This window comes from Staphylococcus sp. GDY8P196P (genome assembly GCF_017891705.1).
In the GTDB taxonomy this organism is placed as follows: domain Bacteria; phylum Bacillota; class Bacilli; order Staphylococcales; family Staphylococcaceae; genus Staphylococcus; species Staphylococcus ureilyticus.
Genome location: NZ_JAESJS010000018.1, coordinates 80,021 through 96,010 on the forward strand (window position 1 = coordinate 80,021; position 15,990 = coordinate 96,010).

General features: G+C 32.8%; 14 protein-coding genes. 11 read left to right on the top strand and 3 right to left on the bottom strand.

The annotated features are described in order from the left end of the window. The first annotated feature begins 101 nt into the window (after positions 1 to 101). The 10 genes from rnpA (at position 102) to KA814_RS10385 (ending at position 12,406) form a co-directional block, all read left to right on the top strand. Positions 102 to 449, top strand: a complete 348-nt coding sequence (rnpA, locus tag KA814_RS10340) for a ribonuclease P protein component (protein ID WP_046207171.1) — start codon at positions 102 to 104, stop codon at positions 447 to 449. 160 nt (positions 450 to 609) lie between these two features. Further along, positions 610 to 1,989 carry a tRNA uridine-5-carboxymethylaminomethyl(34) synthesis GTPase MnmE gene (mnmE, locus tag KA814_RS10345; RefSeq protein WP_203265404.1) on the top strand — a complete coding sequence of 460 codons (1,380 nt, stop codon included), beginning with the start codon at positions 610 to 612 and terminating at the stop codon, positions 1,987 to 1,989. 16 nt (positions 1,990 to 2,005) lie between these two features. Beyond that, complete coding sequence (gene mnmG, locus KA814_RS10350) at positions 2,006 to 3,883, top strand: tRNA uridine-5-carboxymethylaminomethyl(34) synthesis enzyme MnmG (protein ID WP_046207169.1); 1,878 nt, start codon at positions 2,006 to 2,008, stop codon at positions 3,881 to 3,883. Position 3,884: 1 nt separating this feature from the next. Then, positions 3,885 to 4,610, top strand: coding sequence for a 16S rRNA (guanine(527)-N(7))-methyltransferase RsmG (gene rsmG / locus KA814_RS10355; protein WP_046207168.1), 726 nt, complete (start codon positions 3,885 to 3,887; stop codon positions 4,608 to 4,610). A 35-nt stretch (positions 4,611 to 4,645) separates the two neighbouring features. Continuing rightward, entirely contained in the window at positions 4,646 to 5,482 is an 837-nt protein-coding gene (locus KA814_RS10360) for a ParB/RepB/Spo0J family partition protein (RefSeq protein WP_046207167.1), read from the top strand. A gap of 261 nt (positions 5,483 to 5,743) precedes the next feature. Beyond that, positions 5,744 to 7,204: a carbon starvation CstA family protein gene (locus tag KA814_RS10365; RefSeq protein ID WP_046207166.1), complete on the top strand. Its 1,461-nt coding sequence runs from the start codon at positions 5,744 to 5,746 to the stop codon at positions 7,202 to 7,204. Between the two features lie 268 nt (positions 7,205 to 7,472). Then, positions 7,473 to 8,039 carry a helix-turn-helix transcriptional regulator gene (locus tag KA814_RS10370; protein WP_064209816.1) on the top strand — a complete coding sequence of 189 codons (567 nt, stop codon included), beginning with the start codon at positions 7,473 to 7,475 and terminating at the stop codon, positions 8,037 to 8,039. A gap of 239 nt (positions 8,040 to 8,278) precedes the next feature. Next, complete coding sequence (gene glpT / locus KA814_RS10375; RefSeq protein ID WP_046207164.1) at positions 8,279 to 9,637, top strand: glycerol-3-phosphate transporter; 1,359 nt, start codon at positions 8,279 to 8,281, stop codon at positions 9,635 to 9,637. A 410-nt stretch (positions 9,638 to 10,047) separates the two neighbouring features. Next, a complete protein-coding gene (locus KA814_RS10380) occupies positions 10,048 to 10,479 on the top strand; it encodes a universal stress protein (protein WP_064209818.1) in 432 nt (143 codons plus the stop codon). A gap of 331 nt (positions 10,480 to 10,810) precedes the next feature. Continuing rightward, a complete protein-coding gene (locus tag KA814_RS10385; RefSeq protein WP_238394798.1) occupies positions 10,811 to 12,406 on the top strand; it encodes a BCCT family transporter in 1,596 nt (531 codons plus the stop codon). Between the two features lie 448 nt (positions 12,407 to 12,854). Here the strand turns inward: KA814_RS10385 and KA814_RS10390 are convergent, their stop codons facing one another. Genes KA814_RS10390 through KA814_RS10400 form a run of 3 tightly spaced genes read right to left on the bottom strand, consistent with a single transcriptional unit; the run spans position 12,855 to position 15,240 of the window. After that, positions 12,855 to 13,004, bottom strand: a complete 150-nt coding sequence (locus KA814_RS10390) for a FeoB-associated Cys-rich membrane protein (RefSeq protein WP_073345459.1) — start codon at positions 13,002 to 13,004, stop codon at positions 12,855 to 12,857. 12 nt (positions 13,005 to 13,016) lie between these two features. Beyond that, positions 13,017 to 15,011, bottom strand: a complete 1,995-nt coding sequence (gene feoB / locus KA814_RS10395; protein ID WP_107360315.1) for a ferrous iron transport protein B — start codon at positions 15,009 to 15,011, stop codon at positions 13,017 to 13,019. Then, a complete protein-coding gene (locus KA814_RS10400) occupies positions 15,004 to 15,240 on the bottom strand; it encodes a FeoA family protein (protein ID WP_046207160.1) in 237 nt (78 codons plus the stop codon). The genes feoB and KA814_RS10400 overlap by 8 nt, the downstream gene beginning before the upstream one ends. Before the next feature lie 388 nt (positions 15,241 to 15,628). Here KA814_RS10400 and KA814_RS10405 point away from each other — a divergent pair, with 388 nt between their 5' ends. Then, positions 15,629 to 15,928, top strand: a complete 300-nt coding sequence (locus KA814_RS10405; RefSeq protein WP_107360314.1) for a hypothetical protein — start codon at positions 15,629 to 15,631, stop codon at positions 15,926 to 15,928. Positions 15,929 to 15,990: the final 62 nt, after the last annotated feature.

The following is a 15,990-nucleotide window of genomic DNA, read 5'->3' on the forward strand; positions in this document are numbered from 1 at the left end:
TAAATTAATAGCAAAATTATTGTTATTATTAAAAATTCAATACATGTTATGGCTTGATATATAATAATGAATGTAATGAAAAGATAAGCGAGTGATGTTTCGTGGAGAAAGCATACCGAATTAAAAAGAACAGTGATTTTCAATTTATATACAAAAAAGGAAAATCAGTAGCAAATCGTCAATTTGTAGTCTATACGAAACCTAATAAAGAACTAGAACACTTTAGACTGGGTATTAGTGTTTCTAAAAAATTAGGTAATGCTGTTGTTAGAAATAAAATTAAGCGTGCTATTCGTGAAAGCTTCAAGGTGCATAAGCAAAATATATTACCAATGGAAATTATTGTCATAGCTAGGCAGCCAGCTAAAGATATGGATACACTTCAAATCCAAGCAAGTTTAGAACATGTTTTAAAAATCGCTAAAGTTTTTAATAAACGAATTAAATAGGGTAGGGGAGATTGAACATTTAAGACCCTCGTAAGTATTACCTCAGACAACCCTTAGACTAACTTATTAGATTTTTTAAACAAGATGTTAGCTTTTTAATCCAAAACTATTTACAATATTATAATGATAAATTTTAGAATAAAAGGAGGCGAGATGGATGATGGATTTAGATACGATAACGAGTATATCCACACCTATGGGTGAAGGTGCTATCGGTATTGTACGTTTGTCAGGTGTTGACGCAGTAAATATTGCAAACAAATTATATAGAGGGAAGGAATCATTAGAACATGTACCTTCTCATACAATAAATTATGGACATATTGTTGACCCTGAGACAAATGAAGTGGTAGAAGAAGTAATGGTGTCTGTCTTACGTGCACCGAAAACATTTACTAGAGAAGATATCGTTGAAATTAATTGTCATGGTGGTATTTTAACCATCAACAGGGTATTAGAGTTGACGATGACACACGGTGCTAGAATGGCAGATCCTGGTGAATATACAAAACGTGCGTTTTTAAATGGGCGTATTGATTTATCTCAAGCCGAAGCGGTGATGGATTTTATTCGTTCTAAAACCGATCGTGCATCTAAAGTTGCAATGAATCAAATTGAAGGTCGTTTAAGTGATATGATTAAGCGACAGCGACAATCCATTCTCGAAATCCTTGCACAAGTAGAAGTTAATATAGATTATCCAGAATATGATGATGTGGAAGATGCCACAACAGAAGTATTATTAGAAAAATCGAATCAAATTAAGTCAGAAATTAATAAGTTATTAGATACAGGTACACAAGGGAAGATAATGAGAGAAGGTTTGGCAACGGTCATAGTTGGTAAGCCTAATGTTGGTAAGTCATCCATGCTAAATAACCTGATCCAAGACAACAAGGCGATTGTAACAGAGGTACCTGGTACGACTCGAGATACTTTAGAAGAGTATGTAAACGTCCGCGGTGTACCTTTAAGGTTAGTAGATACTGCTGGCATACGTGAAACAGAAGATATCGTTGAGCGTATTGGTGTAGAGCGTTCACGCAAAGCTTTAGGTGAAGCGGATTTAATCTTGTTTGTGTTAAATTATAACGAACCTTTAACAGAAGAAGATCGCAAGCTATATGAAGTTATTAAAAACGAAGATGCCATTGTCATAATTAACAAGATGGATTTAGACAAACGATTAGATATTTCAGAAGTTAAAGAAATGGTTGGAGATATGCCAATCATTCAAACATCAATGCTAAAACAAGAAGGTATTGATCAGTTAGAGATACAAATTAGAGATTTGTTCTTTGCAGGAGATGTCCAAAATCAGGATATGACATATGTATCGAATTCAAGACATATTTCATTGTTAAAACAGGCGAGAAATTCAATTCAAGACGCTATAGATGCTGCAGAAGCGGGTGTGCCAATGGATATGGTTCAAATAGACTTAACGAGAACTTGGGAAATTTTAGGTGAAATTATCGGAGAATCCGCAAGTGAAGAATTGATAAATCAGTTATTTAGTCAATTCTGTCTAGGGAAATAAAAGGGAGGAAAAAAATATGGCTCAAGAATATGATGTAATAGTAATTGGAGCCGGACATGCTGGTATAGAAGCTGGACTTGCTTCAGCAAGACGTGGTGCCAAAACGTTAATGTTAACAATAAATTTAGATAATATTGCATTTATGCCATGTAACCCATCAGTTGGTGGACCGGCTAAAGGTATAGTAGTTCGTGAAATAGACGCATTAGGTGGCCAAATGGCAAAAACAATCGATAAAACACATATCCAAATGCGTATGTTAAATACTGGTAAAGGACCAGCAGTCAGAGCACTTCGCGCACAAGCAGATAAAGTACTTTATCAACAAGAAATGAAACAAGTCATTGAAGATGAAGAAAACCTTGATATTATGCAAGGCATGGTAGATGACTTAATCATTGAAGATGAAGTTATCAAAGGTGTACGTACGAACATTGGTACAGAATACTGGGCAGATGCAGTCATTATTACAACCGGTACATTTTTACGTGGCGAAATCATTTTAGGTAATATGAAATATTCAAGTGGTCCAAACCATCAATTACCATCTATTTCACTAGCTGATAATCTTAGAAATCTTGGATTTGAAGTAGTGAGATTCAAAACAGGTACACCACCACGTGTTAACGCCAAAACGATTGATTATTCTAAAACAGAAATACAACCAGGTGACGATGTTGGTAGAGCGTTTAGTTTTGAAACAACGGAATATATTTTAGATCAGCTACCTTGTTGGTTAACATATACGAATGGAGAAACACACCAAGTTATAGATGACAATCTACATTTATCTGCGATGTACTCCGGTATGATTAAAGGTACAGGACCTAGATATTGCCCATCAATTGAAGATAAATTTGTAAGATTCAATGATAAACCTAGACACCAACTTTTCTTAGAACCAGAAGGTAGAAATACTAATGAAGTATATGTACAAGGACTATCAACAAGCTTACCTGAACATGTTCAACGTCAGATGTTAGAAACAATCCCAGGCTTAGAAAAAGCGGATATGATGCGTGCAGGATATGCCATTGAATATGATGCGCTTGTACCAACACAATTGTGGCCAACACTAGAAACTAAAAAAATTAAAAATCTATATACTGCAGGACAAATCAACGGAACTTCTGGCTATGAAGAAGCGGCAGGACAAGGCATCATGGCTGGAATTAACGCAGCGTCAAGAGTATTAGGCGAAGAAGAAGTCATCTTAAGTCGTTCAGATGCTTATATTGGTGTCTTAATAGATGACCTTATAACAAAAGGTACAAATGAACCATACCGTTTATTAACATCTCGTGCAGAATATCGTTTATTATTAAGACATGACAATGCAGATTTACGATTAACAGATTTAGGTTATAAATTAGGTATGATTTCTGAAGAACGTTATGCACGTTTCAATGAAAAACGTCAAATGATAAAAGATGAGCAAGCACGCTTAAATGAAATTAGAATAAAACCTCACGAACGCGTACAAGAAATTATTGAAGCGCAAGGCGGTTCTCGTTTGAAAGATGGTATATTAGCTTTGGAATTATTGCGTAGACCTGAAATGACGTATAACTTAATTCTAGAAATTTTAGAAGAAGAAAACCAATTACCAAGTGATGTAGCAGAACAAGTTGAGATTCAGACAAAATATGAAGGCTATATCAATAAGTCGTTACAACAAGTTGAAAAAGTAAAACGTATGGAAGAAAAGAAAATTCCAGAAGACTTAGATTATAGTAAAGTCGATAGTTTAGCGACTGAAGCACGCGAGAAATTAGCGGAAGTTAAACCGTTAAATATTGCGCAAGCATCTCGGATTTCAGGTGTGAATCCAGCAGATATTTCGATCTTATTAGTGTTCCTAGAACAAGGTAAAATACAAAGGGTGGAAAGTTAAGATGAGTGTAAAATGGTTAACTGAGCAACTCAGCACACAAGGTATCGAACTTACAGAGAATCAACAACATCAATTTCAAACGTATTTTCAAATGCTCGTTGAATGGAATGAAAAAATGAATTTAACAAGCATTACTGAAGAACATGAGGTGTATTTGAAACATTTTTATGATTCGATTGCACTCAGTTTTTATACGGATTTGACACAAGCGCAAACAATTTGTGATATTGGTGCTGGTGCTGGTTTTCCAAGTATTCCATTAAAAATTATTTATCCTAATTTAAAAGTTACAATTGTAGATTCATTAAATAAACGCATCCATTTTTTAAATCAGTTAGCAGAAGCATTAGATTTAGAAAATGTGAGTTTTGTACATGATCGCGCAGAAATATACGGGAAGGGAGACTACAGGGCGTCTTATGATATTGTAACTGCACGTGCAGTTGCTAGACTTTCCGTATTAAGCGAATTGTGTTTACCGTTAGTTAAAAAGGGTGGACAATTCATTGCTTTAAAATCAGCTAAAGGCGAAGAAGAATTGGAAGAAGCGCGTTTTGGTATAGGAGTCCTCGGTGGTAAACTTCAGGATGTCATTTCATATGAATTACCAGAAGATGCTGGTGAAAGGCAAATAATCAAGATAGATAAGAGAAGCGAGACACCAAAGAAATATCCAAGAAAACCAGGAATGCCCAATAAGTCTCCATTACTTGAAAAAGAAAAGTGATTTAATACAACTAATTTAGAGGGAGCGCATAAAATATGAAGAAACCTTTTTCTAAATTATTTGGTTTGAAAAATAAAGATGACATTGTTGGTTATATTGAAGAGGATCATAATAGTGTTGAATCTATTCATACTGAACGTATTGTGCCAAATCGTTATCAACCAAGACAAGTATTTGAGCCAAATAAGATTAAAGAACTCGCAGAATCAATAGATGAGCATGGATTGTTACAACCGATTGTAGTGCGTCCTATAGAAGAGGATATGTTTGAAATTATTGCTGGAGAGCGTAGATTTAGAGCCTTACAATCGTTGAATAAGACATACGCAGATGTCATTATCAGAGATTTAGGCGATGAAGAAACTGCAGTGGTAGCTTTAATAGAAAATATTCAACGTGAAAATTTATCTGTTGTTGAAGAGGCAGAAGCTTATAAGAAACTTTTAGAACTAGGCGATACGACACAAAGTGAATTAGCTAAAAGTGTAGGTAAAAGTCAAAGTTTTATAGCAAATAAATTGAGATTACTAAAATTAGCGCCTAAAGTGATAGAACGTTTGCGTGAAGGCAAAGTTACAGAACGTCACGCACGTGCGATGCTAAGTTTATCAGATGAAGATCAAGAAACATTAGTGGAAACGATTATAAGCCAAAAGTTAAATGTGAAACAAACTGAAGCAAGAGTAAAACAAAAAGTTGGCCCTGAAAAAGTGAAAGCGCAAAGTTTTGCATTTGAAAAAGACTTAACAGATGCACGTGAAGCGGTAGGCAAAAGTTTAGAAGAACTTGAAAAAAGTGGCATCAAGTTTGAACATCAAGCGAAAGACCATGATGATTATTATGAAATCAAAATTAAACTTTATAAAAAATAACATTTGAGGTTAATTAAACATATGACCTCCGCAAAAAGTACAACTTCGTTTTAATTTAAATGAGGTTGTACTTTTTTTATTTATTATAAATATTTATGAATTAGTTATCATTTAAATACAAAGATTATTTTAAAAGTATTATTTATTTTATATTCCCTAAAAATTAAAAATAAATAAATAAAAAAACGTTTGTAGGATTGTAGAATAATAAAATATGTGATTAAATTAAGAAAACGCTTACATATTAAAGGGGGATTTAAAATGGTAACGTTTATTGTATCTATTATATTATTAGTTATAGGTTATTTCACTTATGGGAAGTATATTGATAAAATGTTCGGAACGAAACAAGATAGGCCAACGCCGGCATATAATCAACGTGACAATGTTGATTATTTACCTATGAAGACGTCATCAAATTCACTCATTCAGCTATTGAACATTGCAGGTGTAGGTCCGATTTTTGGACCGATTATGGGCGCATTATATGGACCAGTAGCATTTATATGGATTGTTGTGGGATGTATTTTTGCAGGTGCAGTGCATGATTATTTGACTGGAATGATTTCAATTAGAAACAAAGGGGCACACTTACCGGAGCTTGCTGGTAAATTTTTAGGTCAGGTCATGAAACACTTTGTAAATATCTTCTCAATTTTATTATTATTGCTTACTGGTACAGTTTTTGTGACAAGTCCAGCGTTGTTACTACATAATTTATTAGATGGTCGCATTGCATTAGGTATCATTATCTTTGTGATTTTTGTTTATTATATTTTGTCTACAATTTTACCTATAGACAAAATCATTGGACGCATTTATCCAATTTTCGGTGCATTATTACTCATTAGCGCAGTAGGTATAGGTTTCCGTCTTATTCAAACAGGTGCACCGATACCTGAAATTAATTTGAAAAATATGCATCCAGACGGTGCTCCCATATTTCCACTACTATTTTTTACAATTACTTGTGGTGCTTTATCTGGTTTTCATGCTACACAAACGCCTATTATTTCGAGAACGACAAACAAAGAGAAAAATGGTCGCTTTATATTCTACGGCATGATGATTGCTGAAGGTATTATAGCTATGATTTGGGCTGCTGCAGGCATGAGTTTATTTAATGGATATAGTGGATTAAATGATGTTTTAGCGCGTGGTGAAGCCGCACTTGTTGTAAGTGAAGCATCACATCTATTATTAGGTTCTGTGTTTGGAACGATTGCAGTACTGGGTGTTATCATCTTACCAATTACCAGCGGTGATACTTCTTTCCGTAGTGCACGTATGATTATAGCTGATTATTTAAATTATGGTCAGCGTAGTATGTTAAAACGAGTGATTGTAGCCGCACCATTATTTATCGTAAGCTTTGGTTTGACTCAGGTAGATTTTACTATTTTATGGCGCTATTTCTCTTGGGCAAATCAAACTACAGCTGTCGTCGCCTTATGGGTAGGTGCAATGTACTTACTTATTGCGAAAAAGAATTTTTGGGTGGCAGCAATTCCGGCAGTCTTTATGACTTGGAATATTTTCACTTATATTTTAAGTCAGAAGATAGGTTTAGGTTTGGATCTTAATTTAAGTTATATTCTCGCCTTTGTATTCACAATTTTATGGATTGGTTACTTTACTTATCAATATAAAAAAATTACTGCAGGTGCTTCATTTGAATTAGATCATCCTATACCGTATCAACAACAACAAACTGTGACGTAAGTATAAAACGATGATGGATGCTGATTTTTAAAATCAGTGATAAAAACGAGTTAAAGATGAATGACAATAATGAGAGTAAGATACGTAATTAAAACATAATTTAGTTGCGGTCTTACTCTTGTTTTATGTAAGACTAAGGGATGTCTAATAAATGCTGTAATAGCAACATGACAAAGAGTTTTTACATAATTAAATGTGCGTATGTCAATATAATTTGGTAGTCTAAATTAGAAACACACTATAGTCTCAAGTTAAAGGAGCTTGGCAAATGAACATAGGTAATCAAATTAAATTTTTTAGACAGCGCGATCATTTATCACAAGAAGATTTAGCCGCAAAATTGTATGTTTCACGACAAACAATTTCAAATTGGGAAAATGATAAAAGTTATCCAGATATACATAATTTGTTAATGCTTAGTTCTTTGTTTCAAGTTTCTTTAGATAACTTAGTTAAAGGAGACATAGAGATTATGGAACAAAAGTTAAAACAGAGCAAATTTAATTTATGGAGTCATTTAATGATTTGGCCTATGTTATTATCCGCAATCTTAGCAGGTCCAACCCTCTACTATTGGACGCCATTATGGATTATAGCTGAAACTATACTTTTAGCGACAATGATTATTTCATCATTTAAAGTAGAATCATTAAAAAAATCGTATAGAATACAAACGTATGATAGGATAGTTGCTTTTATGCATGGAAAAGACCCTAATGATATCTATAGTAGTAAATTACGTAATACCGTAACTTTTATGTATAGTTTTATACTTTGTGTTGGGTTATTTATAATACTTGTGCTATTAAGTATGTATTTTTTTGATGTATTGTAATAGTTATTTTTCGTAACGCCTTGTAGTTAAAGATTTATTATAACTACGAGGTGTTTTATTTATTAAATATATGATTTTTTCAATCGTATACACTACGCATGAACAAATATTATTTCTTATAGAATAATATTCAAATTTTAATAATAGTATTGCTTTACCACCCGGGAAATATTAATATTAAGTAAATAATTTGTAAATAAAATATTAAGAAAAATGATTGCTAATTTAGGGGTGATTGTATGTTTCGTTTTTTAAAACCGGCAAAGCATGTGGATCCTTTACCATCTGACAAGGTAGATGATACATATAAAAAATTACGATTACAGGTTTTTTTAGGTATTTTTATCGGTTATGCAGGTTACTATTTGTTGAGAAAAAACTTTTCATTAGCGATGCCTTCTTTAATTGAAGATGGTTTCAGTAAAGGGGAACTTGGTATCGCACTTTCAGCGATTTCAATCGCTTATGGTTTTAGTAAATTTGTAATGGGCACCGTAAGTGATCGCAGTAATGCACGTGTATTTTTAACATTAGGTTTGTTACTGACAGCAACTGTTAATTTATTGTTAGGATTCGTACCATTCTTTACTTCTAGTATTACAATCATGTTTATTATGTTATTTCTAAATGGATGGTTTCAAGGTATGGGATGGCCGCCATCAGGTCGTGTACTCGTACATTGGTTTAGTGTAAGTGAGCGTGGTAGTAAAACGTCTATTTGGAACGTAGCGCATAATGTTGGAGGAGGTCTAATGGCACCGATTGCAACATGGGGCATTTCTATGACTGCGCTTTATAATTTTGGTTATTTAAGAGGGTTTGAAGGCGTTTTTATTTATCCAGGGTTATTGGCGATTGTTATTGCAATTATTGCATATTTTTTGATCAGAGATACTCCTCAATCACAAGGCTTACCACCTATTGAACGTTTTAACAAAGATTATTCAACGACGACGCATGAAACACTTGAAACAGAGTTAACAACAAAAGAGATATTGTTTAAATATGTATTAAATAACAAGTGGGTGTGGGCGATCGCCTTTGCTAATATTTTTGTCTATTTTGTACGTTATGGTGTACTAGATTGGGCACCTACTTATTTAAGTGAAGAAAAACAATTTAATTTAAACGAATCAGGGTGGGCTTATTTCCTTTATGAATGGGCTGGCATTCCAGGAACACTATTGTGTGGCTATATTTCCGATAAAGTATTTAAAGGGCGTCGTGGTCCAGCAGGTTTCTTCTTTATGCTAGGCGTTACAATCTTTGTATTGATTTATTGGTTGAATCCACCAGGTCATGCATGGTTAGATAATTTATCATTAATTGCAATAGGATTTTTAATCTATGGACCAGTGATGTTAATTGGTTTACAAGCTTTAGATTATGTACCTAAAAAGGCAGCAGGAACAGCTGCCGGTCTAACAGGCTTATTTGGTTACTTATTTGGAGCTGTGATGGCAAACATTGTTTTAGGTTTTGTCGTACAACATTTTGGATGGGATTTTGGTTTTGTTTTATTAACCATTATTAGTATTTTAGCGATGTTAAGTTTTATTTTAACTTGGAATAAACGAGGACAAGAACAAGTACATTAAAAATAAGCAATATATGGCGCGAGTGTGAGGTCAACTGAGTGATATTGACTTCATAGTCGCGCCTATTTTTATAAACGAAAATCATTTTAGAAATTATTCGTGTAACGGTTAGTTGTTCATGTAAGCAATAAACCATAGGTATTATTAAAAGAAGAATATTAATAATTGAAAAATTATGTTAATAATGGTTATTTAATGAATAATTTATATAAAAATGTGGTAATTAAATAATAAGTGAGTACACTAAAAATTTTTATGGTATCGATACTTCATTGTTTCAATATAAAATGCGGCTCAATACGTTAGTTATTTCATTAGTAAAATACGCATTAAGGCACCAAAAATATATTTAAACAAGCAAAATTGCATGTGCTGTTTTGTATCAGTTTAATTAAGAAAGGTGATTGATTATGTATAAAAATATTTTACTACCATACTCTTTTGATAATGATTTCGATAACATTCCTGAAAACTTAGCAAAATTAGTCGGCGAAGATTCCACTGTAGTTGTTCATAATGTCATGACTGAAAATGATCTATTAGCGAGTGTACGTTATGAAAATAAACATAAAGAAGATATCATTAAAGAAAAAGAAGAAGAGCTTTCTCCATTTCTTGAAAAATTAAAAGCACAAGGTATTAATTATAAAGTCGCTATCGAATTTGGACCTGTAAAAGATACCATACTTGAGAGAATTAGTTTTGGGGATATGGATGTAGGTGATTTTGATTTAGTAGTAATGAGTAACCATCGCGTGAGTATCGATATCAAACATGTACTTGGAGATGTTACGCATAAAGTTGCTAAAAGAAGTCCTGTACCAGTACTGATAGTGAAATAACATCAAAATTATGTATTGAAATGCTTTTAATGTAGTAACACGCGTTATAATTTCTCAAAAACATCATATTTTTAAGACTAGATTGTAATACTAAAATTATTTTCTAGTCTTTTGTTTTGAAATTAAAATATGCGCAAGTTTATTTTAAAGTAAATGATTTTATCTTTCATAAATATATTTTTAGAAATATTGAACTTTTAGTTTTAGTTTTGTAACCCTTTGATGACGGCTTTAACCGCATTTTATTATATTAAAACAAGCTTTGCTACTGTTGTTTTAATATATAAAGTCTGTTATTCTGCCTAATGTTCAATTATAAGGGAGGTTACTAATTTTGGAAAATAAACAACATAATGCTAATGGGAAGAAACTGTCTTCTGTTTTTACTTATAGTATTATTATTACCGCAATAGTTGTATTATTGGGTGCAATCTTTCCAACTCAGTTTAATGAAATAGGGACAAATATTACTGGTTGGATTACTGAATACTTTGGTTGGTATTATATGGTTATTGTAGCACTCATGATATTCTTCTGTGTTTTCTTAATATTTAGTCCAATCGGAAAATTGAAATTGGGAAAACCTGAAGATAAACCTGAATTTAACACAATTTCATGGTTTGCGATGCTATTTAGTGCTGGTATGGGAATTGGTTTAGTATTCTGGGGAGCAGCTGAACCAATCAGTCACTTTGTATCACCACCATCTGGAGAGCCACAGTCAGCACATGCTTATAAAGAAGCTTTAAGAGGCGCATTTATGCAATGGGGCTTCCATGCATGGGCAGTATATGGTGTTGTAGCATTAGCGTTAGCTTACTTCCAATTTAGAAAAAATGAACCTGCATTAATTTCAAAAACATTACGTCCAATTTTCGGAAATAAAGTAGACGGTCCGCTTGGTACTGTTATTGACGTAGTATCAGTTTTTGCCACAATTGGTGGTGTTGCGGTATCACTAGGTTTAGGCGCTATGCAAATCGCAGGTGGTCTAAACTACCTATTTGATATTCCGAATAATATTGTGACACAAGGTATTATTATTGTGATTGTTACAATCTTATTCTTAGCGAGTGCTTGGTCAGGTTTAAGCCGTGGTATCCAATATTTAAGTAACGCTAATATTGGTTTAGCTGGCATAATCTTATTGTTTATTTTTATTGTAGGACCAACTGTTCTTATTTTAAATATGCTAACAAGTTCAACAGGTGAGTATTTAAATACGTTATTATTTAACATGTTTGATACGGCACCATTAGATCCACAGAAAAATGAATGGATGAAATCGTGGACGTTCTTCCAATTAGCTTGGTGGATTAGTTGGAGTCCATTTGTTGGTATATTTATTGCACGTGTATCTAAAGGACGCTCAATTAGAGAGTTCGTATCTGGAGTTATGTTAGCACCGGTACTTGTAAGTCTAGTTTGGTTTGCAGCATTCGGTGTTCTAGGTATCGAAACTGCGAAAGATAATCCAAAAATATTTGATATGCCTTCAGAAACTGCATTATTTGGTGTGTTTAATGAAGTACCGTTAGGCTTTGTGCTGTCCATTGTGACATTGCTATTAATAGCAACATTCTTTATTACGTCAGCCGATTCAGCGACTTTCGTATTAGGAATGCAAACAACATTTGGTTCATTAAACCCATCAGCTATGATTAAAGTGGTTTGGGGTATTGCGCAAGCATTGATTGCATTTATCTTATTATTCTCAGGTGGAGATAATGGATTAAATGCTCTACAAAATATGGCAATCATGACCGCCTTACCATTCTCTATCATCATTCTTTGTATGATGGTCAGCTTCTATAAAGATGCGAATAAAGAACGTAAATTCTTAGGTTTAACACTATCACCAAACAAACATAGATTAGAAGAATATACGAAAATTGCAGAAAATAGAAGCGGCAATAAATCAGAGTAATTATTAAATATAAGAAATAACTGGGACATAAATTTCAATCTCAAAATAGAGGACTAATTCGTTTTTCAAACGAATTAGTCCTTTTTGTATGAAAAATGTTTTGATTTTGTTCGTGCATGCTTGCCTTGGGATATGACTCGAGCCTGTAATCTCTCGCTCATATTATTTTCCAGGATTTCATTAAAATGCAAAATTGCGACTCAGCAAAACAATCGTTCAAAATGAGTAACTAATTGTATAACAACAAAACAAACGTCAACATCTATTCATATAATAGGTGTTGACGTTTAGGCTTAATACAAAAATATTAAATACTCATCTTTACAGCTATTTTAAAACGTAGAACTTTTTTATTTTATCTTTGTGATGTGAATCGAACAGTATAAAAAGATTTTAGCATGCTGTCATTTTTACAAAAATTGATGAATCTATCAAAATTGATTGAGCGTCATAATGTTTTCTTTCCTGTACTACATCCACGTTTAGAGCCACAAGAATTACATTTACCTGCTTTGGCTTTCTTGAAAAAGTTGAATAATGTAAAAACAACATAACTAATAATAGCTAGAAAGATAATTACATTGATAATAATCGTCATTAAATCACATCCTTAATAAAATAATAATCCAATTTGATAAAAGACAAATGAAAGTAAATATGCAGTGATTAATGGATATGCTACAGCCAATATAGTCCATTTAAGAGAATATGTTTCTTTACGAATGGTCGCAACCGTAGATAAACAAGGAATATATAGCAAGATGAAAATCATAAACGAATATGCTGATAATGGTGTGAAATGACTTTGTATAATATTTACAAGACCAGCTTCGTCTGATGCATAGATAATTGCCATCGAGCTAACGATAACTTCTTTTGCTAAGAATCCAGGTATTAACGTAGCACCCGCCTGCCATGAACCAAAACCTAATGGCGCAACTAATACAGCAAAGAAACTTCCAATTGAATGTAAAAAGCTATCATTAACATCGACATTAAAACCACCGGGACCGGTATAATTCAATAGCCAAATAATTACTGAACCAGCAAAGATAAATGTTCCTGCTTTTTTAACAAAACCTTTAGCTTTTTCCCATGTACTTCTCCACAGTGTTTTGACTGAAGGTAATCGGTAAGTAGGTAATTCGACAATAAATACAGAATCATCATTTTTTAATACTGTTTTCGTTAGTAATACACTTGTTAATAAAGCGACGACGATACCAAGTACGTATAAACTTAAGACGATGAGCGCCTGATGAGATTCAAAAAACACACCTACAAACAGTGCGTAAACGGGTAATCTCGCTGAACAAGACATAAATGGTGCAATCAAAATCGTTGTAAGTCTTTCTTTTTCACTTTCAATGCTACGCGCCGCCATAATACTTGGCACGTTACAACCAAATCCAATAATCATTGGTATAAAAGATTTACCACTAAGACCAAAGTATTCCATAATACGATCCATTAATATTGCAATACGAGACATATAACCAGAGTCTTCTAACAGAGAAATGAAGAAGAAAAGCACCAGTATTTGTGGCACAAATACAAGTACTGCACCCACACCAGCAATAATACCGTCATTGATCAAATCTTGTAAAAATGGAACGAGGCCTAACTTATCCATCAGGTTGGATACTGTATCTGTAAAGGTACCGCCTAAAAATTCATCTAATGCATCGGATATAGGTGTTCCAATCCAAGTGAATGTAACGTGGAAAATAAGCCACATAATGATTAAAAAGATTGGGATACCTAAATATTTATTTGTTAAAATACAATCTATACGATGAGTGAAATATTGTCGTTCTTCATCAGGATATTCAACCGTATCTTTTAAAATATTGTCTATATATGTATTGCGTGTTGCTTGTATTTCATCTCGTATAGAATTATCTAATTCTTCTGATAAATTTTGACGCAATAATGTTATTTCTTTCAAAACAGCGTCATCTAAAAAGTCATGAATTTTTGGATTTTCTAATAAAAATTGTATTGAGATAAAACGTGCCAATTGTTTATCAATAGAGGTGCTAGATGTTAAATGTGATTCAATTTGTGATATTGTAGCTTCAATGTGCTTACCATAATTTAATTTTAACGGTCTATTTTTGGATAAGCCATTGTCTTTCAAAGAATCTAATAATTGATGTGTGCCTTTTCCATTTCTTGCTATTATAGGTAGTAATGGCAATTTTAATTTTTTCATAAGTGCTTGCTGGTTGATACGAATACCACGTTTTGTAGCAACATCAACCATATTTAATCCAATAATTAAAGGTGCACCTAATTCCATTAGTTGAACTGTAAGCTGCAAATTACGTTTGAGTTGGCTGGCATCTATAATATTAATCATGCCAGAAAATTGACTATTCAATAAATAATCAGTAACAACCATTTCGTCTTTTGATATAGGTGATAATTCATAAATACCTGGTAAATCAACGAGGTCTCCAATATGTTGTTTGAGACGACCTACTTTTTTCTCTACAGTTACACCACTCCAGTTTCCTACATATTCGTATGTGCCAGTCAATGCGTTAAATAATGATGTTTTTCCAACGTTAGGGTTCCCTAAGATACAATAACTGTTAGTCATTGGCTTCCTCTAATTCAATCTGACATGCATCACAGCCACGAATACTTAAGCATTGACCATTCACTTCTAATATACAAGGACCCTTGAACAAGCACTTTTGTTTAATTTTTAACTTCGTACCATTCACTAAACCAAGTGCATTTAACCGATGACGCATGTGTTGATTTTTAATGTTCATTTCTTTGATTTTGTAACTCTTTTTTAAGTCTCCACTTTTTATGCTTAACATAAAACTCACTCTTTCTTATAATGAGATAATAATAATCATTATCAATTATACTATTATGTCAAATATAATAGAAGTAAATTTTAATATAATTCTGTGAATGTTTTGTTAAGCATTATTGCCTGTAACATATATTACTTTGTTTTTTTGATTTTAAAAAATAAAAAGACAAATCATTGAGCAAAGAAATTGCTATCACGAAGATGTAATATTACACTTAAATTAAACAATAACTATACTAAGTACGAGATGAAATAACTCAGTCAAAAGATGTTTGGAAGATTAACTGGTGTTCAATGCTTTTGAGTTTCGGATATGAATCATAAATCGTTATATGAAAATATATGTGTGTTTAAAAATTGAATTACATATTGAGATAGGAGGGATTCAAATGGTTATCCGTGATAATAAACGCATAAAAGTAAAACGTTTAAATGAAACGCGCTCAAGTGGGATTTCTGTCATGATTGAAGAAGGTGGTTTGGGAGCTGACCAATATTATCAAATTGAAAAGCAAAATGCGAAAACATCTGAAGAACACTTACATCAATTTGAACATGAAGTAAGTGAAAAAAATAATACTGAACTGATTGATTTATTAATTATAAATGCGCAAGAAAGTACGAATAAAGCGTATAGTGAGGCGTTAAAGACAATTCAGCAAGAAGTGTTAAACCGAATGAAATCATAAATATTGTATTTAAACCAAGATTTAATAAATAAGAAGATAACCAAGACTATTGATATAACTAT

Excerpts from the sequence above, each read along its gene's own strand:
- feoB (WP_107360315.1), bottom strand. The coding sequence starts at position 15,011 with ATGACTAACAGTTATTGTATCTTAGGGAACCCTAACGTTGGAAAAACA.
- KA814_RS10400 (WP_046207160.1), bottom strand. The coding sequence starts at position 15,240 with ATGTTAAGCATAAAAAGTGGAGACTTAAAAAAGAGTTACAAAATCAAA.
- mnmE (WP_203265404.1), top strand. The coding sequence starts at position 610 with ATGGATTTAGATACGATAACGAGTATATCCACACCTATGGGTGAAGGT.
- KA814_RS10405 (WP_107360314.1), top strand. The coding sequence starts at position 15,629 with ATGGTTATCCGTGATAATAAACGCATAAAAGTAAAACGTTTAAATGAA.
- rsmG (WP_046207168.1), top strand. The coding sequence starts at position 3,885 with ATGAGTGTAAAATGGTTAACTGAGCAACTCAGCACACAAGGTATCGAA.
- glpT (WP_046207164.1), top strand. The coding sequence starts at position 8,279 with ATGTTTCGTTTTTTAAAACCGGCAAAGCATGTGGATCCTTTACCATCT.
- KA814_RS10365 (WP_046207166.1), top strand. The coding sequence starts at position 5,744 with ATGGTAACGTTTATTGTATCTATTATATTATTAGTTATAGGTTATTTC.
- KA814_RS10360 (WP_046207167.1), top strand. The coding sequence starts at position 4,646 with ATGAAGAAACCTTTTTCTAAATTATTTGGTTTGAAAAATAAAGATGAC.
- KA814_RS10370 (WP_064209816.1), top strand. The coding sequence starts at position 7,473 with ATGAACATAGGTAATCAAATTAAATTTTTTAGACAGCGCGATCATTTA.
- KA814_RS10380 (WP_064209818.1), top strand. The coding sequence starts at position 10,048 with ATGTATAAAAATATTTTACTACCATACTCTTTTGATAATGATTTCGAT.
- KA814_RS10390 (WP_073345459.1), bottom strand. The coding sequence starts at position 13,004 with ATGACGATTATTATCAATGTAATTATCTTTCTAGCTATTATTAGTTAT.
- mnmG (WP_046207169.1), top strand. The coding sequence starts at position 2,006 with ATGGCTCAAGAATATGATGTAATAGTAATTGGAGCCGGACATGCTGGT.